We start from the raw sequence: 26,005 nt of genomic DNA on the forward strand, positions 1-26,005 counted from the left end.
TGCTCCCGTTGTTTCATTGGAGGCAATTATCTACAGCTTATTTGGGGAGTTCTAGGTGGGGTTAATTAGGCGCTTACCAATTTTTGGCCCTGGCTTACATTTATAAAATATTCCGGAAAATCTCTCTCCAAAACATTAATATAATTTCTAATAGTTTGTTTTGTTGGAATCCCGCTATTGGATCTACCAGGGGCTGGTTTTATGTAAAGTTTTTTTGCTAGCTGCGAGTAGCTTATATTTTTCACTAATCCTGTGTTGGGTTCTGCATCTAAGACAAGAATTTTTACTAACAATGCGATTGCATAAGGAAGCCCTTCAAAGGGACATTCTATTTCTGAAACATAATTAGTTATATTTATAAAATCTAGCATGAAACTTCCATATTATAGTCAGCAAAACCATATATTAACATAAAATTCCATAAATGGAATAACGGATTTTAAAAATCCCATATGAGGTGTTTTATAATGCGTAATTATGTTTTTATTGCTATATAATGAATAAGGTGATATTAATCTGTGCTGATATAAACTTTTTATGGATTCTTATGCGATTTAATATTATTGGGGCGGGAAATTTAGGAAAAACCATAGGATACCTATTTGGTAATAGCTTAACAAATCAGCTACAAATTAATTCTATTTGCAATACCTCTCTCGCAAGCTCAGATAAAGCAGTGAAATTTATAGGTGCGGGATACCCCACAACCCTAGACAAACTAACAACGTGTGAAATAACATTAATAAGCGTACAAGATGATTTAATTGAGGCCATTGCAGAGAAAATTAGTGCTCAGGATAATATTATCCCGGGTAGTATTTTTTTTCACTGCAGTGGATCCCTTACTTCTGATGCATTAAAAAGCCTGAGATCTAAAGGAGCATACGTAGCAAGTATTCACCCAATGAAGAGTTTTGCTAGCCCTGAACTAAGTATAACAAATTTTAAGGGTACTTTTTGTGCAATGGAGGGTGATCAAGAGGCTTTATCCATCTTAGAGCCTTTATTCACTGGTATTGGGGCTTTTACTTACCATATCGAAAAATCAAAAAAGTCGTTATATCATGCGGCTGGTGTTTTTGCCTCTAACTATTTAGTGACCCTTTCTCAAAAGGCTTTAGAATGTTTAACAGAGTCTGGTGTAGAGAACAACATGGCTATGCAAATTATTACGAATATTATGAAAGGCACTATCTCTAATTTAGCAACAACTTTATCGCCTGAACAATCTCTTACCGGACCGATCAAAAGGGGGGATGTAAGTACGATTAAAAAACATATCTCTGCCTTTTCTGATACTGATACTAAAGAGATTTATACACACTTAGGTAAAGAAACATTAAAATTAGCTGGTCATGATGAGAATGTTAAAGACTCTTTGACAAAAGCTCTAACTTCTGATGAGCCCTCAGCATCCCCAAAATATACATTGTTCTAAAAATTAGGGCTGGAGTCAGCCCTTTTTATTAATTTTACCTAAATTTAATGAGATCTAATATTTTTGCTTTTACAGTCTTTTTCTCTTTTATTGTTTTTCTAGCAAAGAGACCATCTTTAAAGCCTACTCGATAACCTAAATCATGGGCATCTTCGCTCATCATTTCTTTAATAAGTTCTCTGGATGAAGATAGTTGCCTTTCAGAGTATCTTTGCTCTTTCCCTGATGAGTCTCTGAGTACAATCGTCCCATTTCTATCCACCTCGAGAACTTTTAACTTTCTTTTTCTTTCTTTTATTGTGTAGTGTAATTTCGTTATTTCAATCGCATCTAAGGGGTTAATTCCTTTTAATGCATTGGGATCAGATAATAACTCCTCTGTTGTGTACTGCGGGAATGCATTTTTTCCAACTAATTGCATTACACAAACTTCATGACCATGTTTTTTGCTATAAATAATATCTTCAAGCCTTAAGGTATATTCCGGTTCTATTTTACTTACCAAATGACCTAAGAAACTTTTTATATTTCTTGCTCGATCTAACATCTCAACTCCATTTTCCTTCATCTAAAACTATATGGACTTATTAACCCCACCTTCCCATGAAAACTTATACGAAAATGGATTATAATTTACTCCGTAATCATAAAAATCAACATTTTCTTTTTTCTTAATAAACGAGGCCAATACTGAAACAAATGGCGCCATAATAAATGCGAAAATAACTTTATAGTACCAAACGCTTAACACAATTCGCCAAATCTCCGAGAGTTCTTTCAATCCACCATATAAAATTACATAAGCAACTAAGCACAATACAAACTCACTAATGGAACTTGATAAAATTGTTCTAACCCAAAAATTCTTACCATTCATCCATATTTTTATTTTGGACATCAAAAATGCATTCGTAAACATACCACTTGATACAGAGAAACAACTGGTTATATTTGTCCTTATAATATGTTCAAATGCTAAATTGTAATGGATGTTGTTAGTGTTGCCCTCTGGAGAAGGAAAATTTATCGCTATTGTTAAAATAATTCCAAAGATAAACTGACATATCAAGGCATTCCATATCAATTTTCGAGAGACTTGGTATCCATATACATCAGCAATTAAATCTCCTAACGCAAAAACTATGGGTATAATTAGTCCACTTACAGGGACAGAAGATCCAAAAAGAACGGTCATTCTAAACGCTGTCGAATCACAAACTATAAAAAAAGTTATAAATAACATCATTAAAAAATGTAAATAGTTATATTGATTAATATTTCTATTCCTATTTGTGTGTTCTATATATCGAGGTTGGTTTTCCATTTTATTACCGATAAGTTTCTATTGATTTTATAACTACCCCTAGTATGAAATATTCGTCAAAATGCTTCATATCTCCAAATCCTGGGTTGATTGGCTTAAAATAAAGGTCGTTCCCATCTATAAAGATCTGTCTAAATACAGGTGGCGTGTTAGGCTCATCGTTCAATTTGCATAACACATAATCTCCATCCATAGGATTTAAATCAGGATCTAAGATAACGATAGAATTATTTTGAAATGCAGGAGCCAGTACTTCACTATTAATTGCTACTCCAAAAGAATTAGGGTTTGTTATTCCAGTTGTAGTCACAAATTTATGTAATTTGGTGTTCCTTGACCCTGTGGACAATTCTTCAAGAGAATACACAGCAATATGGATTAATTCGCCCATTTTTCTTCTTTCTTGGTATTTATCGGAAGACATGTCTTCATATAATAAATCGTCAAACTTAACCCTAAAAAAATTTAATAAGGGCTCAATAGATGAAAGTGTAGGGTTACTACATTCGTTTCGAAGTCTGGAAATTGTTGTCGTGGGTATGCCAGTTTCTAAAGATAAATCCTTGCTATCTATTCCATATTCTTTCAACAAATGATTTAAGTTCATACTTAAAAACAGTTTTCTTTTTCCTTCTTGTTCATAAATCATTATTGTTTTCTCATATTTTATCTCAAAGATAAATATCTTAAAGAATTTATAACTAACTAATTACTACTGAAAACATTATATACAAGGTGGATTCGATATAAAATATATTCACATGTATTTTCTACTCCGGGCTAATAAAAAATGAATAATACATGCTCGATTGCCCTTTGCGGCATCTCATCTATTTTTGTTTAAAATTAATATTTACACTCTTATACTGTCCGGCTGGGTCTATATAAGGTCTACTGGATTTTCCATTAGCGTAATATACTCTTGTATATATTAATATAGTATATACAAGAGTATATTAATATATGGTTCTTTGATGTTTAATTTTCCATAACCAATTGTAATTTGTTATCTTTTATCAATTCATCAAGTCCTCTTCGAATGAGATAATTCATAATTCCTTGTTTGTTTCCATGGCAATAATTCTCAATATCTAGCGCAATGTCTTTTTTCAAATATAGTAACACAGGCTTCTTCTCGCATTCATTTTCTCTGTCAATTCGTCCTGAAAAACTTAATAGAATATCTTCTTGAGATGGTTTTTTTACTGCCTCTTTTGCTTTAGTTATGGTGTTAGCACTTTCAATGAAATCATCGACTGATTTTGGTGTGCCTAATTTAGTCCTATTTCGGTGATGGGATCCTAATGTCATGTCCTAACCTCCTCATCTATATTAGCCATTTCCATAATTGAAAAAAAATCTTCGTTATATATCTCTTTATATAAGGCGATAATATCATTACTTGCTTTATGTAAATATTTTTGCGCTCTATATGCTGGTAGCTTTTTGTACTCGTCAGCCTCAAATTCAACAACAGAACATGAGTTTGAAATTGAATATTTAAAAGAAACTCGATGCCCAATGGTGGTATCACAGACATACAAATTAGGGAAGGACTCTTTGATTACACTTTTGGCTTCATCGGTTGTTTTTGTTTGAGCATGAGTTGAACATGCGTTTAAAATTATATGGGCTTGCAAATTAGGATTATAAGTCTGAGACAGCTCAGAAAGTTCTTCGATTGTTTCTAGTGTGTCCATATCAAATTCTGATGGTTGAATTGGTGAATACCAATTAGAAACAGATTTTGCTACCAGGGCTGATCTTAATTCTACAGAGTCTCTGCCACCAACATCTACAATGATACTTTCGTAGCGAGTCGCCATTCGGTCTAACTCCGAATTTAAATGTTTTCCTAAAATATTCACGCATGTTATATCTGGCTTAACCCCGTTTCCATTTCTTCTATCAAAAAATTTCGCTCCAGATCTCTGTTTGTCTGCGTCCACAAATAAAACGTCTCGCCCCATTAACGCTCTCATTATTGCTATATTAACCGCAATAGTTGTTTTACCGGTTCCACCTTTTTCCCCGCCCATTACAATTACATTTGTCATTTACGCTCCTGTTTTTATTAATAGAGATTATCATCTGTTCGTATATATATCAATATATTAGTTAATACAACGATATTCTAGTATATATAACATATACAAGACTATACAATATTACTATATACATGTATATACGTATATATAGTAATATATACTAATGTTGTATAGTATATAAAATATATATTAAATTCAATGAGTTACAGATGGCTTCTCTTGACATATTGATAGTGGAGTAGTAGATTAAATTTTTTTCCATAAAAATAATTGGGCGAAATTTATGGAAATTGTAATTCAATGACGCAAAAAAAACGCATATACAAAGATGTTTTTGAAGATGGGGTTCGAGCCAAGATTAAATCATTTTAATCATAGTTTTATAAATTTAGTGTCGCTCACTTATGAAATTGACACAATCGGTAATTACCAGAAAGTTAGGTATTTAATAAATGAATAGGGTAAAAATAAATAAACAACAAACGGCCGTGAAGATCCCGACCGAACCTCAAATACCATAAATAAACTCAGGGGGAATTTTTTTGTGTTCTGTACGAGAGAGATTGATATGGCATAGATAAAAAGTGAAAAAGCCCACCTGGAAATGGGCTCAAAGATCCGTTAACGCTAACATAAAATCTAGACAATTCAATCTTAGCGTTACGTTCCATTAAAGTCAATTGGCTAAACGCTAAGGATATTCTACGCATGCAAGAAAGTGCGTTAGTGATGGATTGCATTGATTTCATAGACAAATCAATCATCAAACACAACTACAGTTCTCGACGAGACGGGGTGGTGCGCCAGGGCAACTGGTGTGGTCACGATCCCACCTCTCCTCGTTTTTTTCAAAAGCCACAACAGCATAAAGAGCGCCCCAAAATCATTACCTGGGCCATGGAGGCTTGGCAGCGGTTTTATATGCTTCCACGCTCTTATTTCAAAGAGCTGCGTTTTCGCCGAAACTCTCCGCGGCAACAGCGCTCGGAGTCGCGCGAGGCTTTGGCGAGCATTGCGCAAGTCTTATTGCACTACACCGAGCTTGCCAGTTTGCGGGTGGGTATTCCTCACGCAAGTTCCGGATTTCGTTCGCTGACGATCGAATTTCTTGCGAATAAAGCAGGGATTGGCTTAAAGAGAGCCCAGCGCGCAATTAACTTATTAGTGCGCGCGGGCTATTTAAACCTGATTGAACGATTTGACGTCAAAGAGGAGCGTTTTATTGGTCTTGCTGCCGTTAAATCACTCACCCCTTCTTTTTTTAAAGCCTGCGGCATTAATTTACAGGCCTTATCGGCACAGCGTGGTTTAGCGCGTAAACGCCTGAATAAGAAACGAAGTACCTTTATTGAGAATGCTCAAGAGTCGCAAGCGGCGGCACGTAAAATCCTTGATTTTATAGCCCCCAAAGGGAATGCTAAAACGCACATTGATGTGATGAATGACATCCTTAATAACAAGTTAAGAGCCGATGAGGATTTGCGCGAGAAAGAACGCCGAAGAAAAGCATCGCTGGAACATCGCCATAAACTGTGACATCTCCCTTTGTAATAAAACCCTTTCTCTTCGTCTTATAATGCTTAAAAACAACGTCTATGCGCCGTGTCAGGTATTATTTTACTACACGATGGAATGAGCCCCATAAAAGAGCACCTATTACGCGAAAAAACCTGTGAATTAGAAGGAATAAACGTGCGATATGACCTAAATCGATTGTTCATTAATTGACAGTCTTTCATTTAAGTGTCTATTAGTATCGAGTTTAAGTGTCTGTTCTTACTTATAGTCCTATTTAAACCTTCTTAAAGATTATCCACAGAATTCCCTTGTGGATAATCTTATCACAAGGAATTCGTTACACTCATTACTTTATCTAACAACCAATAAGGAATTGTCCTTCGGACAATCACTAAAAATAAAAAACAACGCATCACAGGAACATCCATTGCCTCGTATTCATCACTTAATCGCAATAAAAGATAATTACGTACAAACTCCATCACAAGGACTACTCACTCGCTTCGCTCGCTCCGTTCCTCCTTGCGATGAACTTTATACTCCATTATTTTTATTTTTGCGACTAAGCGATGAATGACGAGGCATAAATTAACATCCTGGTGCTTCTACTGTGAATAATGAATTCGCTTCGCTCATGCTGTTAGACGCAACACGCTCAAAAATCAAAGGCAGGGGGTTGGGCTCATCCGAATGATTGGGTTAAACGTTCTCCTTTAAATTCGTTTAAAAATTCATAGTATCACCTGTTGATACTATGGGTCATTCACCATATCCTAACACCCAATGATTAAGGTGGGTGTTTATGGCCAATAAAAAACGACAGGTGTCGGCTAAAGAGCTGTTGCTCTGTCATGCATATTTTCAACGAGCGATTCAAAATCATCAATTCAGAGCCGATTGGCAGGATGCCTACCGCACTCATGCCATTGCTGAATTTTTTAAACTCAACATCGAGACGGTTAATGAGGAGGCCGTCGCGCAATTGCAAACCTGGATTGATGCCTTTGTGGATGCGCCCACGTGGAAACGATGTTATCGCACGTTAAATCAAAAAAAATACCTCAATAAAAACAAACCCAAAACACTTTCCATTCGCGGTGATGCCTATGACGCATTAAAAGAATATGCCAGTCAACAGAACATGAGCTTTTCAGATGCGATTATTCAGTTGGTGGAAACCCAGAACGAATCCTCAGTACCGTCAGCGAACGCAGAGCCTGTGCCAACCAACGCATCGGAGGTAAATCCCAGCAGCCCCGCTCTGGTGTTCGCCGACCGGTTAAACACCGCGAGTCCAGAAAGGTCATCCCATGGGAGTTCCCTCGTTGAGGGCGAGGAGTTGCTCTCTTTTGATGGGGAAACCGAATTCGATATGCTCTGGGGTGGGGTGCCTCATTGGCCCCGTAAACCGGAGAATTATCATTTTAAGCACAATGAATCTTATAAAAAATACCGCAACCACCTGAAACAACTCACCGTTAAACACCCCGATGAGACGCTACTCACTTTTTTTAACCAAACTATGAATTACTCGTTAACGCAAAACAATTGCCATCAGGTGGGCGCGCAGCTGTTATTCATTCAACGTGAGGGCTTGAAACACCACCTATTCTCACGGCAATTTAATGCCGAGTGCTTTGCGGTCAGTCCAAGCTTTTTCATCGCGAACTTCAGTATGGAGCACTATGCCGATGAGCTGCTCCTTTTTTTAGGATTAATCTTTGGGTGCACCACGGCCTCCATCACCTCCGGCAACCGAACACCTCTGGTTTTTGCAGGGGCTCCCAATCAGGTACTCATGGCGTATAAAGCCTATCAGTTCCTCGATGCTTTTTTAAGTAAAGAGGTCAAATGGTTTGAACAGTCGTGCCATAAAAACACCAAAAAAACAAACAGGCGCACGAAAGCGCAATGGCATGGTGGCCATTTGGTGACTGAGATGTTTCATTCCATTGTTGATGATGAAGAAACCTTTAAGCTCATGGAGGATGAGCAACAGGACTTATTATCCCATCACGTTTTCAAAAAAGTACACGTCTATTATGATGAGAATGAACCGATTGGCGGGTGGTGGACTCCGGATAAAGACCGTTTTCGATGGTAATGACCTGATTCCGGTGCGCGTTCGCGAACACCGGATCATAGACCTCATCTGTTATTGCCCAGGATTTTTGATGCCATTGGTGCCTGGCTTCGGGGCTTCTGATGTCGTGGATTGCGGCTCTTTATAGTCAAAAAATTTAAAGAGGCTCTTGATGTCGTTACTGGTTTGTTCGACAAGCTGTTCCATGAGTTCTTGCTCACGTTCCTGGTGTTTTCGTGCAAGACCATGGGCAGCAAGGGCGAAGGTTGGGTTCGTGGATATTTGCTGTTTGATGTAGGTGGAAAGCCATTCGTGGATTTTAAGCTCTGGGTGGTCTTTCACTAAATCCATCGGGTAGGTTTTATCCCTCAGCGGATAATACAGTTTAGCACCTGCGTCCACCACCCGTTGCAGGAGGCTCGGATCGTCTCGTTTAATCGCTTCATGCACGGTCATCTGCAATAAAATTGCCAATACTTCTCGGTGAGCGGGAAGGGAATCACGTACCAGGGTCGAGGACGATTGTTCTAGGTCGGAAATATCTTTGGCTTGCACCTCATACATTAAGTTTTTCCTGAAAAAAAGCACCTCCAGGTTGTGGCTGTCCTTGTATTTTATCATCAGTTCGGTTAAGGCCGGATCATCGCCTTTGGATGCGCGCATGGATGGTGAGGTTGTCGCATCGTCATAGGGCTTATTGGCGTGTTTGAATTCTGGGTTACTTAATAGCATCTCGATAAACGCGTAGCGCTCAGGGGATTCTTTGGTGCGATTCATCACCGCTTCCATCAAAAAGGAGCCACCTTCTTCATTTAACGCATTCACGTCTATATTGGGATTTTGTTTGAGTAGTGTTAAGGCGGTAGCGTACTCGCGTTTGTTCAGTAGTTTAAATAGTTCGGTTTCTAGGGACATAATGTCCTCCTTTGCATGATAAAGTTCCGTATTATATCGATACTGTGTTTTAATAAAACACTTTTGGCTTTTTATTGCGTCAGCCCTTGCCCCTCGTGAGTTACATTGGGTGGTGGTGTTTCTGGTAAGGACACACTCATTTGGCTCTTTAGTGTGGTGCAGGCTTTGGTTAAACTGCGATTACTCTCGATGTGAGGTAACGCATCGTCCAGGTATTGCTTTAACGTGTCCCACTCCCTGGTACTTGTGCTCGTTTTAGCTGAGGTATTTTTTAATTGGGAACGCAGTTCTTTTAATGCTGAAGGCACCTTTTCGGCGTCTAATTCATCTATAAATTCCTCTATTCGTTTTTCTAGTGTGTTTAGTTGTTCTTTGAGTTCGGCACTCAAGGTCACCTCTGAATCGACAGGGGCTTGCAGTTCGCTTTTGAATTGGTTCAAGCGCTGTTTAACCTGGGTGGTGGCGTGTAATAAGCCCTCGCTGTTGGTTTCGGTCTGTTTACTTTGCGCAACCGACTGCTCTTTCGCAAATTCTTTCATGTGCTGAACCAGGGGCGACTTTGAATAATCCGTGATGGACTCCAAATCCTTAAGCGCATGCAGCATTTGAGCACCCATCGCGCGGCGCATCTCATCGGAGAGCGTTTCCGAGTTTTTAATTAAGGCATCGAGGTCTTTCAGGGTGTTTTGGTGCTGCTTCAGGCGAGTCTGCTGCTCTTCGCTTAAATCACGCGTGGATTCCAGGGCGGTGTGCAGATGCCTGCTGAGTTCGTGCACGCATTCTTCCAGTGCCTCCTTTTGGGCTTGCTGCAGTTTCGGCATCAGCTCTTTGACCTGGGTTTCATACGCCAGGTCATTTTGGTACAGGCCTTCCAGGGTTTTTTGGTAGGTTTGAGCTGTTTTCGTGTACAAAGCAATGAGTGCCTCACATTCGTTGTTTAGAGCCGGAGATTTTCTTAACAAGCGAATGGCCGATTCGGTGCGCTGCAAAAATTCATCATGGCTTCTCATTAAAAACTCGGTATCGCCTGAATGTTCTTTGAGTTCCTTGAGTCCGCCAATCCATCTGTCCTGAAGGTAACGTTGGTATTCATTCAGTTGAGCTTTATCCTGTTGGGAGAGCTCTTCGGTGTTAAATACACGCTCCATATCGATAAGCGAGGCGCGTTGTTCGGTTGCCTTGGGTTGAGTGTCTGCTCCATGGCTTGGGGTGTGCAACGCCATCTTAAGAAATTCTTGCCATTCAACCATTTGGTGTGGCGGTTCACTAAACGTTCCTAAGTGTTGGTTAATGTAGCCCTCATCCGGGGTAATGGACATCCCTTCTGGAAAACTGAATTTGAGGTGGTCATACCGTGGGCTTGCTTCTTTTTGCAAATACAACAAAGCAGCATGGAGTTGATGAATGTTTTTGTCCGAGCCGTGAATATGGATTGTTGTTTTGTCAGCGGGAAGATTCAGTAAACATTGATAACTCATTTCTAAGGCCAGGTCCCTGCTTTGTGCTTCGGTTAAATTTTTTGAGGTTGCAGTAAAGGCCCCATTTTTGGCTACGATTTTACCGTAGCTGCTCTTGTCTTCTGAATAATAACGGGTGGCGGTAAAGGCTTCGTTTTCATTCAATGGAAATCCATGTACTTGCTCGGATGGTGCTCGGCTTGATGGTTTGGAGGTGGAAAGCGTACTGTCCTGTGATGGACTGTTGGCGTTGGACTCTGAATAAGGACTAATGTCATAAAAATAAGGTGATTGGCTCATGCGGGAATGAAAAAATTGCGCGGGCGTTGAGGGTTGTACGGGAACAGGAGGGCTTTGTGCTTGCGTTTTGGTGTAGTTTGACAGCGCACGGTTGATTGCCTGTTCGCTAAATTGCTCCAAGTCCTCAAGCGAGAGGGCCGAGGTTTTATTGAGTTTCCTGAGTAGTTTTAGATTACGTTTTAATGCATCAGGCTGATGTTCATTGAATAAAAACCAAGGCGCATGAGCGTCTTGAGTGGCTAATAATTCCTGTAAACGGTCATTCGCTTGCGGCATTATGACATCCTAAATAGTCCTTTTTGTGTTTATTATAGACAATTAATCTGTTTTTTCCACAATATTGGTTTGGTCGCGCATCCTCATCATCGATAAAAGCCGAATAAAAAATAGGGTAGGAAGTCTTTCGGATAAAGACTTAAATGCTTTGGATGACGGTTTCGACAGAGTTTGTGTTTATAACCCGCACTCTATCTAAGCAGGGTAGGGCGGGTAATAGACCACCCGCCCTGGAGTGATGTGGTTCGTCACATCGGACTTTTTCTTATCACGAGGCTTAGTTAATGAAGTTGTTCTACCATGGGCCAAATCGTGGACTTGTTCAGGTTAAGTAAAGGATAAGTTGTTAAGCTATTGAGCATTGACGTGTATTTAGCTAAACTCGGCTGAATGGAAATTAATTACAAAGCGAGAACTAAAATGGAAATAACTAAAGTAGCCTTTGAAGAAAAACTCATTATCATTAAAAATAATCAGCGCATAGAACTTGTCCCATTTATAACCCAAGAACATGGCAACATTAAATTTGGCATTGCTGCCCCGAAGGGCATTAGTGTTGATCGAGAGGAAATTCATCTTTTAAAACAGCAAAAGCGTCGTCAAAAAGAGTCCGCTGAAGCCGGCTGATTTTGGAGAATGTAGTTCCAGCTTTCATGCCGAAGTCGGATTTGCTCATCAACAGGCAATGATGTAAATGCCACCCACTCATCACTTTGGCGTATCGAGAGGATACGGATACTTCCTAAACAGTGGTCTTGATTGAGGTGCCGTTGAGTCAGTTTTTTATGGAACTGATGGTGTACGGAGACGAGAATAGGATGCGAGTTGTCGTCCTGAACCAAGGTGGATGAAAATGAGAAAATGGGCATTTGTGCGTTCCTTCCTTTACGAAATTGGAATCTTATTATTACTTGTTTTATTAAGAAAGAACAGATGAGGTCTGATTTTCCATTAATGGATCAATTTATTACATCCCTCCTAAGTCGTTTGCAGGGGCGTTTCTACAGGACTACTCACAGGCTTATCCACAAAAACTGTGGATAATTAATCGGGGCGAATTTGTTATTTTCAATGGCTGTAATGAGGTTGTATACCAGGAAAATCAAATAATTAAGGTCGTGAAGAAGGGGGTATGGTGAGAGCAAGAAATAAATTATCCACAAGAAAATTGCGTTATAGTTCAATAGGCTAAGTCTTATTTATTAAAAATAAAATCAAATAATCGGTGGAAAATTTCATTTTTATAGTCTACACAGGAGGCCCCTTAAAGAGCGTTCGTGGTATTCATGATAAAGCTTTATTATAATCGAGCGCTTTTCTATTCAGGATGTACTGATGCGTTATGTATTTACGTTAATTGTTTTGATAAGCAGCGCAACGTTTGCTGATTCCCCTAACTCCTTTACTCAAGCCAAGAAAATAGCAGCTCAATTATTTCGTGCTCATCCTCACACCGTTTATTGCGGGTGTTCTTATCAAGAGAAAAGCGTGAATTTAGCGAGTTGTGGGATGCAGCAAGCCTCGGATAAAAAGAGGGCGAATCGTATAGAATGGGAGCACATTTGTGCTGCGGAGCACTTCGGCCAGCAGTTTACTTGTTGGCGTGAGCCGCTGTGCAAGGACAAAAACGGGCGTGCTTTTAAAGGACGCAAGTGTTGTCAGAAAATTGACGAGCGCTTTCGACATATGGAAGCAGAACTTTACAATCTTTGGCCTGAGTCTGGTCTTGTAAATCAAGCGCGCTCCAATTATCGATTCGGAGTATTGCCCAATCAAGAAGGGTATTATGGCTGTTCCATTAAGATTGATAAGTCATTGCGGCGCGTAGAGCCTTCAGATGAAGCTAAAGGAATTGTTGCCCGTGCTTACTTATTTATGTCTGAGCATTACACGTTGTCGTTAAGCAGGCAACAAGAGCAATTATTTAGAGCGTGGAATAAACAATTCCCGCCCACTGTATGGGAGCAAGAGTGGGCTACTCAGGTCGCACAGATTGAGGGGTATCCTAATCATTACATTACACACTGGGCTAAAGAGTTTGCTTATGCTGCAAGATAATTAAAATGGTAAAGGCCATTAAATGGCCTTTACCTTGTATTTGTTGGCACCCAAAGAACGGTGCTTGTCACGCATAACTAGCCTATTTTTTTATAGATACATTCCTCGCGTGAAAATATGTCCTGCATTTTTAATGTGTCCCCATCTTTAATTAATTGAACATGAAGGGAAACAAATCGGATAGTGCTCCGGTGCCTGGGGGCCATTCTTTATTCATATGCTCATAGTCAATAGCAATCATGTCACTATAAGGAACGCCAACATGTTGAAAAGATACCGCCATTTTTTCTGGGGTATTGTTGTTTTGCGCAGAAAATTGGTTCAGGTTAAGTACTACGGTAAGAGGATCCCAATAACCCCCAAAAGTGATTGATATTTGCTCTTTGTTTTGTGTGATTGTTAGTCGAAGGTCGTTAGACTCCTCAACATCCCCTTCTTCCTCTTCGTCAAAACCAGTACATGTTCCGTGTCCCCATAAGCCTGAAAAATCACTAATTTCAACGGGGTACTGTGAGGAGGTAATAGACTTCATTTTTCGTTCTTTTTTATGAAGAGGAAAGGCAAAAGAATTGGATGCCATCAATGATGCGATGATTAAAAATACTAATTTTTCATAGATTTTCCATATTTTCGATTGAATGCTATGAGCGTTAAGGTGTTTTCCAGAACTTAAAACTCATTCCTGTGCACAATTTGCGTGCGGACAATACCACCTCTCCTGAGGGATGACAATTCTCCAACAGGGTGATTTTATGGGGGATGGATGTAAGTCTATACTTTAAATAAGATTATTTATGAAGAGCAGATTTTCATGTGCGGCCGATTTGCATTAATTGACACGGTTGAAGAAATTAAATCTCAATTTTCTGTTGAAAATGAGTTTGAGCTTAAGCCCAGCTTTAACATCATACCCAGTCAGGATGTAGTCTGCATTGTGGAGACAGAGCCTCATCAGCGCCAGTGTGTATTGTTTCGGTGGGGGTTAATTCCTTCTTGGACTACTGGTGACTCCAAGGTGGGGAGCTTAATTAATGCGCGGTGTGAAACAATATTTCAAAAGCCTGTGTTTAGTAACCCGCTGCAATCAAGGCGTTGTTTGATGCTCATGAGTGGTTTTTTTGAGTGGCGGCAGGAGGCTTCTGGGAAGCAACCTTATTACATACAAAAGGAGAACCACGACATTCTTGCTGTGGCTGCATTTTGGGAGTCTTGGAACAATGAGGATAAGGTCGTTCACTCTTGTTGCTTAGTGACTTGTGATGCAAGCTCGTTTATGAGGCCAATTCATCATCGCATGCCCGTTTTACTGGATAAACAGCAGCAAGCAATTTGGCTTGATAATTCCCGATGTAATAAAGAGGAGCTTGCCTCAATTATGCGTCCCCCGCAAGAAAATGACTTAATCGCCTATCCAGTAACCAGGATGGTTAACCGCGCGGAATTTAATAACCCACTTGCAATAGAGCCTTATTTAGAGGAAAGTTAAAAAATAATTTTTTAGTACTCTCTTGAACTTAACATGTCCTTTTGGAAAAACTGCTGGCTGGGGGATTTACAGAGGTGGTTTTGCTGTCTATGATATTTGTAACAGAAATCAAAAAGAGCATATTATGTCTCCACGAGGTGCAAAACGAGAGGGTTCTGGGCGTCCCCGAAGTGAGCCATCAACGACCATGCGCGTTCTTTTATCGCAAGTGGCCCCAGTAAAAAAGTTCATTTCAAAAACATATAAGGTTCCGCTTTTTTTAAGCAAAGTGCAAGCAGGATTTCCATCGCCTGCGGAAGATTACATTGAAAGCTATTTGGATTTAAACACACAGTTTATTCATAATCCTTCCGCTACATTTATAGTACAAGCTACCGGTGATTCGATGATTGATGTAGGAATTTTTCCGGGAACTTGGTTAATCGTGGATAAGAGCTTGGACCCAACTGATGGAAAAATAGTGATTGCTGCAATCAATGGAGAGCTCACCGTCAAGCGCTTTTCACGCCGAGGAGGTGTCGTGCAATTATTGCCCGCAAACCCTAAATATGCCCCCATAACGGTGACTGAAGAACAAGATATGGTGATTTGGGGTGTGGTTACCTGCGTAATTCAGGAGATGCGGTAGATGTATGCGCTAATCGATTGTAATAACTTTTATGCAAGTTGTGAGCGACTGTTTAGACCGGACTTAAGTAATAAGCCATTAATCATTTTAAGTAACAATGATGGATCAATAATTTCACGCTCAAATGAGGCCAAAGCTTTGGGTATTGCTATGGGCGAGCCGTATTTTAAAATCAAACCCTTTTGCAAGCAACATGGGGTGAAAGCATTTTCTTCTAACTACACATTGTATGGAAACATTAGTCAGCGGGTAATGAGTACAATTGAAGAGGGATGGCCTCATTTGGAAGTATACTCCATCGATGAAGCTTTTCTTGATTTAAGCACGATGCCCGCGGATCTTCATGATTCTTTCTGCCTTGAATTGCAAAAGAAGGTGCTCAAACACACCGGCATTCCCACCTCCATTGGTATTGGGAAAACGAAGACTTTGGCCAAAGTGGCAAATCATCTATGTAAAAAAGTATTTAAAATCCCGGTCTTTAATATCACCAACCAAATGGGCTTATTAAATAGCATTGCGGTGGGGGATGTGTGGGGTGTAGGGCGACAGTGGGATAAGAAGCTGTTTGCTCAAGGTATCCAAACAGCACATGATTTAAGTGTAATGAATCCACATTTGTTAAAGAAACAATTTAATGTCGTGTTGATGCGCACGGCCATGGAACTTAGTGGTATTCCGTGTGGGGGCTTAGAAGAGGCTGCGTTGAAGAAAAGTATTATGTCTTCCAGGTCCTTTGGTTCCATGCAAACAGAGTTTAACGCTTTAGCGCAAGCAGTCAGTAGTCATTGCGCGCGTGCGGTGGATAAAATGCGTCATCAAGAGCTCGTAGTAAAAAGCATGTATGTTTTTGTGCACACTAATCGCTTTCGCCAAGACCTGGCACAGCATTTTCAATCCATGGAAGTTCGCCTGGTAAATCCAACCGATGATGTGCGATTAATCACAAAATGGGCGAAACGTTGTTTACGCCAGATTTATAAGTCGGGCTTCTACTATAAAAAGGTTGGGGTGTGTTTGCAGGACTTAATGCTTAAAGACCCTTGTCAGATGGATTTGTTTCATCAACCCAGTGAGGGGCAGTTAGAGCAAACAGAAAAACTAATGGATGTATTTGATCGGATTAATCAAAAATACGGGCGCAGTACAATTCGCCTGGCCGCAGAAGGGTACTCCAAGCCTTGGGCCATGCGTTCAGAGTTAAAATCGCCTGCGTATACCTCGCGCTGGTCAGAGCTGCCGCAAGTGCGAGTTTTTTGATCATATTTTTTCCATGTTAGTAAAGCGCGAGAAAACTTAAAGAGTTGTTTAAACATTATCCTCTTTTGATATTGAGAAAATGATTTATAACTAAGTCAGCGTAAAGGATAACTTATTTTAAGTAAAACTGAAATTTCTTGGAAGAGTTCTTGTAAAACTACTTGCTGCCTATTCGGCAGTAAATTAAGTAGTTTTACAAGAACATTATAAGTATAGAATGTCTTTCTAGCGGGAGACGGAAGAACGTTAAAAAACCTTGATTTCGGGTGCTTGGGCAAGTCCTTCGTTTGAAACAGAGACAATGGGGGCTTTTTCAGAAAACAAACCCAATCCTGTTTGTGAAGCAGTGCGCTGTAAGGTGGGGCGCGGTGGGGTTTCAGGCTCATCAAATCGCTCTACGACTGAATCTAACTTGTTGAAGAGTTGTCTTTGTTGATTTAATAAATGATGAAACGCGTTTGTTGCTTCGGTGTAGCGCTCTGTTGTTGCAGAAATGTGTGTAGTGGTTTGGGTCAGTACCTCGTTTAGGCTTTCAAAGCGCTGCTGATTATTTTCAATAAAGTCAGTAATCTTTTTCTCAAACACGGCTCGTTGTTCTTCACTAAGAGTCATCATGTTGGTGAAATTGCTTAAAGTTTTCTTGAGAATTTGTATCGTAGTTTGGTGCTTTACTCGTTCGGCTCCCATCTCTGATTCAACCTGGCCAATTCGCATAATTTGTTCTGTTAACTGCGTTTTAGTGTGTTCGTACTCTTTGCGTACCGATTCAAGCTGGGCGTTAATTTGTTCATATAAGTCTGAATGAAGTGCGGATGCAGCAATTAGTTGTGCCGCTTGGGTTTCTAAGGCGCAAACTAACTTCTGTTGTTGTTCTTCAGTTGTTTTTAATCTATTTATTGTTAATGAGAGCGTGGTGCGTTCCTCTTCTAACCGAGAAACGTTCTCTGATAATTTCGTGTTTTCAGTATGTATTTTTTCTATTTCTTGTTTTAATTGTTCGTGTAATTCATGTGTTAGTTCAATGATTGATGTTTGAAGAGTATTCAAATCTTTAACAATATCTTTGAATTTCTGAGTGTTTAATGAAGCTTGTTGATGATGTGACGTCAGTAAATTATCTCCCACAATGTAAATTGCGGAAACAAATAAGCTAATTGTAAGTAAAACTGCAAACTGCATCAGAATACTAATGAGCAACGAGGGAACAATGATCGTAACGCCAAGGCCAATTCTCCACCAAAGTGGCTGATTCCCCCAATAAGTCGCCATTTGTGTGAGTTGGCTGTGATCTCGTGCAAAGGCATCAAGTGCATCGTCAAGGAGTTGCTGTAATTCCTTTAAGCGTTCGTGCGTTGATTTAATTTGTTCCGCTTTCAAGGCATGTGAATCAGTTGCAGAGGTTGTTTGAGGGGCGGTACGTGTCATAATCCTTTTCCTTGTTTGATGACATTAGATAAAACCATGCAAGGTAAAATCAGCGGGTAATGATTTAAAAACGCTCATTATACTGCGCAATAAATTACCAGTCACCAAAAATTTTACCAATGAAATACTTCATGTGCGGGTTAAAATATAACCTCTTGTTATATAAGAATTAATAGAAGTATGCTCGTGAAGGTTACGTCACTAAGCCTGCTGAACAGGGTGCTTATTAGGCACAATTATTGATTAGGTACGTTTCTTTTTGACTGTTTCAGGAGAACGAGAAGCGGTTTTTTTCTTCTTGCCCATACTTTCTTTAAGTAAAGCAATGAAGTCAACTACTGAATCGCGACTTTGAGTAGCTGCTTTGGAAACTATTTTGCCTGATTTTTTAAGTTTCGCTGTTTCCTTATCTAACCATTTTTGCATCGTTTCGCGGTACTCATTATGGTATTTTTCAGGATTCCAGGCGGTGGACATGTCTTTAATTAAGGCCTCTGCCATTTTAATTTCTTTGTCAGTAACTTTATAGACTTTTAGTTCTTCTCGGGGAACATTTACTTCTTCCTCTTCGCGGATTTCGTCTGCAAAATGGATTAAATATAAAAGTAATGCGTGATCGTGTGGAATAACAAGACTTAACGATTCTTTTGTCCGAATAATTACCTTGGCTACTCCTACTTTATTTGTATTTTTAAGGGCTTCTCTTATAAGAACATAAGCTTTTTTATTTTTACTTTCCGGTTGCAGGTAGTAGGGTTTTGAATAATAAAGGTTATCTATTTCTTTCAAATCAACAAACTCCTCGATATTAATTGATTGAAACACATCAGGACTTTCTTTTTGAAACGCCCCTTCATTCACAATGATGTAACTGCCTTTTTCATATTCCCAGCCTTTAACTATATTTTCCCAGGGAACTTCTTTCCCGGTGTCTTCATTAACACGTTGATACCTAACGCGAGAGTTTGTTGTTGAATCAAGGAGATGAAACTTTAGGTCATTATTTTCCTCTACAGATACTAAGGACACAGGGATAGATACCAGCCCAAATGAAATTTCGCCTTTCCAAATTGATTTAGCCATAATACCCTCTGTTGATGAGAATTTTGGTAAATACGCATTTTAGCGATTAAGCCATCGACTTAAGGCTTCTATAGTTTCTTCATTCACCTTAATGAGCTGCAGATAGAGTGGCTCCAATAATGATCGGTGTCCTTCTTTATAATAGCGTTCAAGATACTGACACGCATAACTCATTTTAAGGATGCCCAGATAATTTACTCCACCTTTGATTTTGTGTGCGAGCTCTTCTACTTTATGCCAATTTAAATGTTGGTACTCTAACTTCATTTGATGAATGTCTTTTTGTATTTCATCGGAGAGGTAGGTATTCAAGAGTGTTGCAAGTAAGTTTAGATCCGGAATATGCGTCAGAGCACGTTGTTCATCAAATAGAGCAAAAGCATCTAATTGAAAGAGCTCTTCTTCGGTTTTGGGTAAACCTGCTCCCAAAAAAAGTGGTTTATCCAAACCCGGGTCATTTTTAGGTACTAACGAAGCTGGATTTAGTACTCGATGGATGCATTGTTCTAAGCTGTTGATTGATGCAGGTTTACTTAATACATCGTTCATTCCTGCACGCTGACATTCTTCCCATGCAGTTTCTTTAGCATGGCCTGTTAGGCCTATGATGGGAGTGATGGATTGATTTAAGGCACGTTCCTTATTGCGAATTCGAGTGCTTAATTGTGTCCCAGAGATACCCGGTAAGCCAATATCCGTAATAATTAAATCCACCGGATTTGTTTGTAACAAAGTCCACGCGTCCTCTCCAGATGTGGCAGAAATAAAGGAGTAACCTTCTTGGGAGATCATCATTTCCAGAGTTTTTAAGGCAATGACATTATCTTCAACCAATAAAAGGTGGGCTTTTTTTGAGGCCGCTTTCGAAGGAAGGGAGGGTGAGGCTTGAACTTTGTTCAGGGCTGGGGCTTCACCTAAAGGACAATGCACGTCAAAATGAAAAGTGGTTCCTTCCCCGACCTTACTGGTCAAAGTGATATGTCCTCCTAATAAGGTGACATAAGATTGGGCGATGTGTAAGCCCATGCCATGGCCTGTATAAATTTCTTTATACGAGGAGCTCACTTTGAAAAAGCGTTGGAATACTTGAGATTGCACCTCTTCCGGGATTCCTATTCCGGTATCAGATACCCCTAATTTTAAATGTACTGTCGATTCACCCAAGTGCAGGCATTCAATCGATAAGGTAATGCATCCAGATTGAGTAAATTTGATGGCGTTGCCCAGAAGATTTAATAAAATTCGATGAATTTTATTGCGGTCGCTGCGTATATAACGTGGTACATCTGGTGCAATATGAGCCTTTAAATCCAGGTGTTTTAACGAGGTAGCCGGTGTTTCCAAACGAATTAAATCGTCAATACACTGGTGCAGGTCAAACGATTCTGTTTTAACGTCGGTTTCTCGTAGATTTCCAGCACGCACATCATCTAAAATATCATTGAGCATATGCAATAGCTCTTTACCGCTGTCATGGAGCATGTGGGCTTTATCTCTATCCTCCTGGTTATTGAGACTCTGCTCTAACAGTTCAGAGAGACCAATAACCCCCGTCAAAGGCGTTCTGATGTCGTGGCTTATGTTGGCAATGAATTCAGTTTTGGCTATGTTGGCTGCCTCAGCAAGTTCACGTGCCTGCTTCAAGGCGGTGATGTCTGTAGAAATACCCGCTACCCCTGTAATTTCACCTTGTTGATTGTATAAAGGGACCCTGTTGGTTAAGAAATAAAAAGAAGAGCCCTCTGGATTGGGAATCGGTGGATCTTCACTGTCTAATATAGGCGTTCCCTTATTAATCACGGTTAAATCGTCATTTTTAAGTTTTTCTGCTAACCCTTCTGGCCACAGACAGAGTTGAGATAGCTCTTCGTAGGATTTACCGATAAATTCTTCTTTGTTCATTTGAAGCATATTGAGCACGTTTTGATTACAACCCACCATAAGACACTCTTTATTCATCCAGTAGACATTACACGGCATGTTTTCAATGAGAGACTCTAAATTATGGATGGTTTCCTTGTCTTTGCTTTGAGTAAAATTGAGGGTTTGCACTAAATAGTACTTGGTATCTTCAAATTCGATCGTTTCAAAAGACCAGGTTAATTCGATGCCTTGGTAAATAAGTTTTTTACTTTGGGCGTTGTGACCCTGATGAACAAAAGCCAGGAGTTTGGCATCTATTTGTTTTTGGGTACAAAAGGTCGAAAAATTGACTTCATGCACCTCATTATTGGCGCAGTGAAATATTTGTTTTGCACTATCATTAATAAAAAGGATATTCAATTGCTCATCAAGGATGAAAAAAAGCTCACTTAACTTGGTGGCTAATACCTGCTCCATAAGATTGAAAAAGCCTTGTGATTTATAGTTTGTATTCATTACTAACAATATCCTTCACACATAGTGCTTGTTTATTGTGCATTCATGGGCATAATAGAGGTCGTTTTGAGATTAATTATAGACTAAGAATAAAGAGGGGTAGGATATGAGCATAAGCTGTCTTCTTATGGGCGAGGATAGTTTGTTGATTCAGTGCGGTCAGTTCCTTTTAGATAAAGGCCACCACATAAAATGGGTAATTTCACCCGTTAAATCAATTCAGTATTGGTGTGAAGACAACAACATTTCGTGGTGTGCTTCATTTGATGAGCTTTTTCTTACGGACGATAATCGTGTTGATTACTTGTTTAGTATTGTTAACAGCACCATATTGACGCAAAAACAATTAGACATCGCACGGTTGGGCGCGATTAATTATCATGACTCTCTATTACCTTCCTATGCGGGTGTTAACGCCACAACCTGGTCTTTAATTAATGGCGAATCGACTCATGGAATCACCTGGCATGAGCTCAATGTTGAAATTGATGCAGGAAGCATCATCCATCAAAGCCGTGTTCCTATATTTAATGAGGATACGGCGCTTACCCTCAATTTAAGATGTTTTGAAGCAGCAATTAATGGGTTTGAACAGGTGATTAAGGCCATTGAAACGTCCACCATCCAGAGACAAATTCAAGATATAAAACAGCGTAGTTACTATGGCGTAACACATGTTGTCCCTGATTTGGGGTTTATTAATTGGAATACTGCTCGTGCACGTGATATCGAGCGGACAAATCGCGCCTTGACCTTTGGCCATTACAATAACAATGTGGGGTTATTAAAATTATACTTAGGGCATAATGCGGTGGTTGTACGTGAGGTGAAGCCAGTTGAAGATGAGGGAATTGCACGCATCGGAGGCCAATTACTGGCTATTAAGCCTGAAGGATTATTGATTTCCACTCAATGTGGCTCTGTTTTGTTAAATGGTTTTTACACCCTATACGGTGTTCCATTATCAATGGATGAGCTAGTACGTTGCGCTAACTTGCGAGTGAACTCCATGCTTCCTTGTTTTGATGGGGCGCTAATACAGCACTACCATCCTTTATATAAGAAGTGCTTAAAAGAAGAACCGTTTTGGCTCAAACAACTCCTAAGAGCAGAGGAGCATACTTTATTTTCAAAAATGGCTACGGATTCTAATAGTACATACAAACAATTGGGCTCTGTTTGTAGCGATTCTTATGCAATGAAGAATGTTCGTTATCAGTTATTGGTTTGTGTTTTTATTTATTTGTATCGTTTGAACAATTATGAGCCGTTCACCGTTTTTTATAATGATGATGAACTCAACGAGCTCGGCTTATGTGGCGGAATTTTTTCTAGTTTACTACCTCTTACCTTTGAATCTGATCGTGAAATCACACCCCAAAAGTTGATGCAGGAACTCACTGAGCAGATTAATGAGATTAAAACGCATGGAACTTACCTTACTGATATCTTCATGCGTCATCCTGACTTGGAAACCAAACAAATTGACTTTGTGATCACATTGGGTCTTTCTAAAAAAGAACAGGACGTGCCTCCAAACTCACTGATTCATTTTGAAATTAACGAGCAAAATGAATTAGTAATTTATCATCGATTGAATAAAAAACATCAGGGCGGTGGTTTGTCTTCTATTTTAACGAATATGCCGCAGCATTTGGAAAATATTCTTCAATGGATGTATCAAAACTCCAATCAACCCATCCATAATATGTGCTTTTTAACGACTATGGAGCGTGAAAACCTTAATGATTGGGGGGTAGGGCAGAACGAAGAATTACCCTCAACGTCCATTACTCAACTATTTGAACACCAGGTCATTACCCATCCTGAGCGCATTGCGATTTATGAAAATAACTATGAGTTTTCTTATCATCATTTATGGGAACAAAGTGAAAAAATAGCGTCTTTTATTAATACGCTTAATGTTCCTCAGCAGACCTTAATTGGGATATATATTCCGCGAAGTCATAACATGCTGGCTTTAATTTTGGGAATTCTTAAAGCGGGTTGTGTTTATGTTCCACTCGACCTTCGATACCCTCTGCTTAAAATAGAGATGATCATTAACGAGTCGAAGTTAACTCATTTAATGACTATAGAAAGCCAGATGCCTGCCTTAATGAATCAATTTGGACAGAGCGTGCATTTATACAATGCAGAAGAATTGTTGGCACGCAATGAGAATTCTTTGTCGCTTTATCAAGACCTAGAAAATCCATCGGTGAATAATCCACTGGCTTATATTATGTTTACCTCAGGAACAACAGGAACACCTAAAGGTGTGATGGTGTCTCAAAAGAATGTAATCAATTATTGCCATTGGTTTACTCAAAGTAATGGATTTACAGCCGATTCGATTATCGATTTCTCTTCTTCCTTAGCCTTTGATTTATCTGTGCCTTGTACTTTAGCACCACTCTTGGTAGGCGGTGCATTGGCTATTTGTGATGAGCAGCAAAAAATAAATCCTAAATTGTATTTGCAGCATCTGAAACGATACGCCATAACGCATACTGAGTTGACGCCCGGGTATTTGGAGTTATTGTTGCACTATCCTGAAGACATTAAACAGTTAGGTGATTTGCGCTATGTATTGCTTGGCGCGGATGTGGTTCATACAGAAGAGGTGACTCAATGGTTAGCCTTATGTCCCACCAGCACAATAGTCAATGAATATGGGCCTACAGAAACCACCGTGTCTGCAACTTCATATTGTGTGACGGAGCTCAATGATTTAACGGAGGCTAGTGTTCCTATTGGCCGGCCTGCATTCAATAGCACCTGCTATTTATTGGATAAATATTTTAATTTATGCCCTATCGGAATGATGGGCGAATTATATATTGGTGGGGCTCAAGTCACCGAAGGGTACCTTGGAAAGCCCGAATTAACTGAGCAAAAGTTTATTAAAATGAAGTTCAATGAATTTGAGGAGACTTTATATAAGACTGGAGATTTAGCCAGCTGGCTACCTAAAGGCCATTTACAGTTTTTTGGTAGAAACGACCATCAAGTTAAAATACAGGGTTATCGCATTGAACTACCTGCTATTGAGTCAATCCTTATGAAACATGAGGCTATTTTTCAAGCAGTGGTCGTGATTCGAGAAGAGCGGCATAAAGAAAAGTATTTGAGAGCGTATATTGTTTCCGAAGACAAAAATATCAATACCCATCAAATCAAAGAGTTTCTGGCTTTGTATTTGCCTGCGTACATGCATCCAAAAGAGTTTTGTGTTGTTTCTTCTATTCCTTTAAAAGAAAATGAAAAAATAGATTTTGATACATTGGAACGGCAAGCCAGTATTTTGCTGGCGTATAATCCCGAATTATCAAACCAGGCGCTCAATGATACCCAAAGAATTTGCCTTGATATTTGGCAGAAAGCATTTTTGTCGCAAGTGATTCATCTTGAGGATAATTTTTTTGAACTCGGAGGCGATTCACTGTTAGCCTTACAAATCATTTCTGCCTTAAAAAGCCATTTTAAGTTACCAATTCCCCTCTCTGTGCTGTTTGAGTGCCCTGATATTATCTCGCTTGCTCATCAATTGGATATATTGGTTGCGGAAGGTAGAAGTACGCACGCTCACGCTTCTTCAAGCGTCATTAAATTATCATCGGGGCCTCATAAGACGCCCTTATTTTTGGTTCATCCGGTAGGCGGCTCGGTCTTTTGGTATCAACAATTAGCTCAACGATTGGATGGGAAGTACACCATATATGGGATAGAGGATCAGAGCGTTAATGGTCATTCGCGCCGATTTGCCTCAATTTCGGAGATGGCACAATTCTATTTGGAAGAAATCGATAAAGTATATCAAGGTGAGGAATATTGTTTAGGCGGTGCTTCATTTGGTGCAACTGTGGCAGTTGAGATGGTGAATCAGTTAATGCGGTCTAACAAGTCTGTTACATTTTTAGGACTGTTCGATGGATGGGCAAAATACCCAGATTCGCTAATCAAGTCCAATACGATGGGACTATTGAGCAAAAGTGAGGAGATAGGACAACAAACAAGCGAACATCTACAAGAACTAGAAGAGTATAGGAAAAAACTACTATTGGCATTTGAGCTTCCTACTATTCGTTCCGACATTACGTTATTTAAAGCAAAGGATCTTTGGGATGCTTTTGTTTTAGCTGACGATCCTTTTAATGGGTGGGAACCTTTTGTTGAACACGAGATCACGGTTCATTCGATTCCTGGAACACATGAAACTATGTTTTTTGAATCTAACGTGGATCATTTAGCTAATCTTGTGGAGTTAGAAGCTTTTTCGAAAAGAAAACGGTGAGTTATATGTATCTGTTTATTTAATTACCTA

At 39.6% G+C, this 26,005-nt stretch carries 23 protein-coding genes; 10 read left to right on the top strand and 13 right to left on the bottom strand.

Features of this window, described 5'->3' with window-relative positions; genetic code table 11:
* Positions 1–65: 65 nt before the first annotated feature.
* On the bottom strand, positions 66–371 hold the full coding sequence (locus ACQY7T_RS00305; protein WP_428410742.1) for a hypothetical protein: 306 nt from the start codon (positions 369–371) through the stop codon (positions 66–68).
* A 176-nt stretch (positions 372–547) separates the two neighbouring features.
* Here ACQY7T_RS00305 and ACQY7T_RS00310 point away from each other — a divergent pair, with 176 nt between their 5' ends.
* Positions 548–1,438: a Rossmann-like and DUF2520 domain-containing protein gene (locus ACQY7T_RS00310; RefSeq protein ID WP_428410743.1), complete on the top strand. Its 891-nt coding sequence runs from the start codon at positions 548–550 to the stop codon at positions 1,436–1,438.
* Between the two features lie 34 nt (positions 1,439–1,472).
* Here the strand turns inward: ACQY7T_RS00310 and ACQY7T_RS00315 are convergent, their stop codons facing one another.
* The 5 genes from ACQY7T_RS00315 to ACQY7T_RS00335 all read right to left on the bottom strand — a co-directional run bounded on the left by ACQY7T_RS00315 (position 1,473) and on the right by ACQY7T_RS00335 (position 4,819).
* The gene (locus tag ACQY7T_RS00315) at positions 1,473–1,985 is read right to left on the bottom strand and encodes a hypothetical protein (protein WP_428410744.1); all 513 of its coding nucleotides are present in this window, start codon (positions 1,983–1,985) and stop codon (positions 1,473–1,475) included.
* Positions 1,986–2,012: 27 nt separating this feature from the next.
* Positions 2,013–2,762, bottom strand: a complete 750-nt coding sequence (locus ACQY7T_RS00320; RefSeq protein WP_428410745.1) for a VUT family protein — start codon at positions 2,760–2,762, stop codon at positions 2,013–2,015.
* Between the two features lie 4 nt (positions 2,763–2,766).
* Positions 2,767–3,411 (bottom strand): helix-turn-helix domain-containing protein, encoded by a 645-nt coding sequence (locus ACQY7T_RS00325; protein WP_428410746.1) that lies wholly within the window; start codon positions 3,409–3,411, stop codon positions 2,767–2,769.
* 329 nt (positions 3,412–3,740) lie between these two features.
* A complete protein-coding gene (locus tag ACQY7T_RS00330; RefSeq protein ID WP_428410747.1) occupies positions 3,741–4,073 on the bottom strand; it encodes a hypothetical protein in 333 nt (110 codons plus the stop codon).
* Positions 4,070–4,819, bottom strand: a complete 750-nt coding sequence (locus ACQY7T_RS00335; protein ID WP_428410748.1) for a division plane positioning ATPase MipZ — start codon at positions 4,817–4,819, stop codon at positions 4,070–4,072. The genes ACQY7T_RS00330 and ACQY7T_RS00335 overlap by 4 nt, the downstream gene beginning before the upstream one ends.
* Positions 4,820–5,518: 699 nt before the next feature.
* On the opposite strand from ACQY7T_RS00335, the gene ACQY7T_RS00340 reads away from it, so the two are divergent.
* From ACQY7T_RS00340 to ACQY7T_RS00350, 3 genes are all read left to right on the top strand, one after another.
* The gene (locus tag ACQY7T_RS00340; RefSeq protein ID WP_428410749.1) at positions 5,519–6,346 is read left to right on the top strand and encodes a hypothetical protein; all 828 of its coding nucleotides are present in this window, start codon (positions 5,519–5,521) and stop codon (positions 6,344–6,346) included.
* Between the two features lie 292 nt (positions 6,347–6,638).
* Positions 6,639–6,905: a hypothetical protein gene (locus ACQY7T_RS00345; protein ID WP_428410750.1), complete on the top strand. Its 267-nt coding sequence runs from the start codon at positions 6,639–6,641 to the stop codon at positions 6,903–6,905.
* 225 nt (positions 6,906–7,130) lie between these two features.
* Entirely contained in the window at positions 7,131–8,432 is a 1,302-nt protein-coding gene (locus ACQY7T_RS00350; protein WP_428410751.1) for a DUF7168 domain-containing protein, read from the top strand.
* 51 nt (positions 8,433–8,483) lie between these two features.
* On the opposite strand, the gene ACQY7T_RS00355 is transcribed toward ACQY7T_RS00350, so the two are convergent.
* Positions 8,484–9,326: a hypothetical protein gene (locus ACQY7T_RS00355; protein WP_428410752.1), complete on the bottom strand. Its 843-nt coding sequence runs from the start codon at positions 9,324–9,326 to the stop codon at positions 8,484–8,486.
* A gap of 71 nt (positions 9,327–9,397) precedes the next feature.
* Positions 9,398–11,359 carry a hypothetical protein gene (locus ACQY7T_RS00360; RefSeq protein ID WP_428410753.1) on the bottom strand — a complete coding sequence of 654 codons (1,962 nt, stop codon included), beginning with the start codon at positions 11,357–11,359 and terminating at the stop codon, positions 9,398–9,400.
* A 420-nt stretch (positions 11,360–11,779) separates the two neighbouring features.
* Between ACQY7T_RS00360 and ACQY7T_RS00365 the strand changes: the two genes are divergently transcribed.
* A complete protein-coding gene (locus ACQY7T_RS00365; protein ID WP_428410754.1) occupies positions 11,780–11,986 on the top strand; it encodes a carbon storage regulator in 207 nt (68 codons plus the stop codon).
* On the opposite strand, the gene ACQY7T_RS00370 is transcribed toward ACQY7T_RS00365, so the two are convergent.
* Positions 11,959–12,228 (bottom strand): hypothetical protein, encoded by a 270-nt coding sequence (locus ACQY7T_RS00370; RefSeq protein WP_428410755.1) that lies wholly within the window; start codon positions 12,226–12,228, stop codon positions 11,959–11,961. The two genes, ACQY7T_RS00365 and ACQY7T_RS00370, sit on opposite strands and share 28 nt — an antisense overlap.
* Before the next feature lie 466 nt (positions 12,229–12,694).
* Between ACQY7T_RS00370 and ACQY7T_RS00375 the strand changes: the two genes are divergently transcribed.
* A complete protein-coding gene (locus ACQY7T_RS00375) occupies positions 12,695–13,417 on the top strand; it encodes an endonuclease (RefSeq protein WP_428410756.1) in 723 nt (240 codons plus the stop codon).
* Positions 13,418–13,568: 151 nt separating this feature from the next.
* On the opposite strand, the gene ACQY7T_RS00380 is transcribed toward ACQY7T_RS00375, so the two are convergent.
* Positions 13,569–13,949 carry a hypothetical protein gene (locus ACQY7T_RS00380; RefSeq protein WP_428410757.1) on the bottom strand — a complete coding sequence of 127 codons (381 nt, stop codon included), beginning with the start codon at positions 13,947–13,949 and terminating at the stop codon, positions 13,569–13,571.
* Positions 13,950–14,228: 279 nt separating this feature from the next.
* On the opposite strand from ACQY7T_RS00380, the gene ACQY7T_RS00385 reads away from it, so the two are divergent.
* From ACQY7T_RS00385 to ACQY7T_RS00395, 3 genes are all read left to right on the top strand, one after another.
* Positions 14,229–14,903: an SOS response-associated peptidase gene (locus ACQY7T_RS00385; protein ID WP_428410758.1), complete on the top strand. Its 675-nt coding sequence runs from the start codon at positions 14,229–14,231 to the stop codon at positions 14,901–14,903.
* Between the two features lie 124 nt (positions 14,904–15,027).
* Positions 15,028–15,531 (top strand): LexA family protein, encoded by a 504-nt coding sequence (locus tag ACQY7T_RS00390; protein ID WP_428410759.1) that lies wholly within the window; start codon positions 15,028–15,030, stop codon positions 15,529–15,531.
* Positions 15,532–16,791 (top strand): Y-family DNA polymerase, encoded by a 1,260-nt coding sequence (locus tag ACQY7T_RS00395; protein WP_428410760.1) that lies wholly within the window; start codon positions 15,532–15,534, stop codon positions 16,789–16,791. It abuts the gene before it with no gap.
* A gap of 246 nt (positions 16,792–17,037) precedes the next feature.
* Here ACQY7T_RS00395 and ACQY7T_RS00400 read toward each other — a convergent pair whose 3' ends face one another.
* The 3 genes from ACQY7T_RS00400 to ACQY7T_RS00410 form a co-directional block, all read right to left on the bottom strand.
* Positions 17,038–18,216 carry a hypothetical protein gene (locus ACQY7T_RS00400; RefSeq protein ID WP_428410761.1) on the bottom strand — a complete coding sequence of 393 codons (1,179 nt, stop codon included), beginning with the start codon at positions 18,214–18,216 and terminating at the stop codon, positions 17,038–17,040.
* Positions 18,217–18,459: 243 nt separating this feature from the next.
* A complete protein-coding gene (locus ACQY7T_RS00405; protein ID WP_428410762.1) occupies positions 18,460–19,299 on the bottom strand; it encodes a Ku protein in 840 nt (279 codons plus the stop codon).
* A gap of 39 nt (positions 19,300–19,338) precedes the next feature.
* Positions 19,339–21,678: an ATP-binding protein gene (locus ACQY7T_RS00410; RefSeq protein ID WP_428410763.1), complete on the bottom strand. Its 2,340-nt coding sequence runs from the start codon at positions 21,676–21,678 to the stop codon at positions 19,339–19,341.
* Between the two features lie 106 nt (positions 21,679–21,784).
* Here ACQY7T_RS00410 and ACQY7T_RS00415 point away from each other — a divergent pair, with 106 nt between their 5' ends.
* On the top strand, positions 21,785–25,975 hold the full coding sequence (locus ACQY7T_RS00415) for an amino acid adenylation domain-containing protein (protein ID WP_428410764.1): 4,191 nt from the start codon (positions 21,785–21,787) through the stop codon (positions 25,973–25,975).
* Positions 25,976–26,005 lie beyond the last annotated feature (30 nt).

Origin of the sequence: Legionella sp. (assembly GCF_965140895.1) — a bacterium.
Classification (GTDB): domain Bacteria; phylum Pseudomonadota; class Gammaproteobacteria; order Legionellales; family Legionellaceae; genus Legionella.

Coding starts and splice junctions, on each gene's coding strand:
- ACQY7T_RS00380 (WP_428410757.1), bottom strand. CDS start 13,949: ATGAAGTCTATTACCTCCTCACAGTACCCCGTTGAAATTAGTGATTTT.
- ACQY7T_RS00405 (WP_428410762.1), bottom strand. CDS start 19,299: ATGGCTAAATCAATTTGGAAAGGCGAAATTTCATTTGGGCTGGTATCT.
- ACQY7T_RS00310 (WP_428410743.1), top strand. CDS start 548: ATGCGATTTAATATTATTGGGGCGGGAAATTTAGGAAAAACCATAGGA.
- ACQY7T_RS00415 (WP_428410764.1), top strand. CDS start 21,785: ATGAGCATAAGCTGTCTTCTTATGGGCGAGGATAGTTTGTTGATTCAG.
- ACQY7T_RS00350 (WP_428410751.1), top strand. CDS start 7,131: ATGGCCAATAAAAAACGACAGGTGTCGGCTAAAGAGCTGTTGCTCTGT.
- ACQY7T_RS00340 (WP_428410749.1), top strand. CDS start 5,519: ATGCAAGAAAGTGCGTTAGTGATGGATTGCATTGATTTCATAGACAAA.
- ACQY7T_RS00315 (WP_428410744.1), bottom strand. CDS start 1,985: ATGTTAGATCGAGCAAGAAATATAAAAAGTTTCTTAGGTCATTTGGTA.
- ACQY7T_RS00390 (WP_428410759.1), top strand. CDS start 15,028: ATGTCTCCACGAGGTGCAAAACGAGAGGGTTCTGGGCGTCCCCGAAGT.
- ACQY7T_RS00330 (WP_428410747.1), bottom strand. CDS start 4,073: ATGACATTAGGATCCCATCACCGAAATAGGACTAAATTAGGCACACCA.
- ACQY7T_RS00360 (WP_428410753.1), bottom strand. CDS start 11,359: ATGCCGCAAGCGAATGACCGTTTACAGGAATTATTAGCCACTCAAGAC.
- ACQY7T_RS00410 (WP_428410763.1), bottom strand. CDS start 21,678: ATGAATACAAACTATAAATCACAAGGCTTTTTCAATCTTATGGAGCAG.
- ACQY7T_RS00355 (WP_428410752.1), bottom strand. CDS start 9,326: ATGTCCCTAGAAACCGAACTATTTAAACTACTGAACAAACGCGAGTAC.
- ACQY7T_RS00320 (WP_428410745.1), bottom strand. CDS start 2,762: ATGGAAAACCAACCTCGATATATAGAACACACAAATAGGAATAGAAAT.
- ACQY7T_RS00385 (WP_428410758.1), top strand. CDS start 14,229: ATGTGCGGCCGATTTGCATTAATTGACACGGTTGAAGAAATTAAATCT.
- ACQY7T_RS00305 (WP_428410742.1), bottom strand. CDS start 371: ATGCTAGATTTTATAAATATAACTAATTATGTTTCAGAAATAGAATGT.
- ACQY7T_RS00325 (WP_428410746.1), bottom strand. CDS start 3,411: ATGATTTATGAACAAGAAGGAAAAAGAAAACTGTTTTTAAGTATGAAC.
- ACQY7T_RS00335 (WP_428410748.1), bottom strand. CDS start 4,819: ATGACAAATGTAATTGTAATGGGCGGGGAAAAAGGTGGAACCGGTAAA.
- ACQY7T_RS00400 (WP_428410761.1), bottom strand. CDS start 18,216: ATGACACGTACCGCCCCTCAAACAACCTCTGCAACTGATTCACATGCC.
- ACQY7T_RS00395 (WP_428410760.1), top strand. CDS start 15,532: ATGTATGCGCTAATCGATTGTAATAACTTTTATGCAAGTTGTGAGCGA.
- ACQY7T_RS00370 (WP_428410755.1), bottom strand. CDS start 12,228: ATGCCCATTTTCTCATTTTCATCCACCTTGGTTCAGGACGACAACTCG.
- ACQY7T_RS00365 (WP_428410754.1), top strand. CDS start 11,780: ATGGAAATAACTAAAGTAGCCTTTGAAGAAAAACTCATTATCATTAAA.
- ACQY7T_RS00375 (WP_428410756.1), top strand. CDS start 12,695: ATGCGTTATGTATTTACGTTAATTGTTTTGATAAGCAGCGCAACGTTT.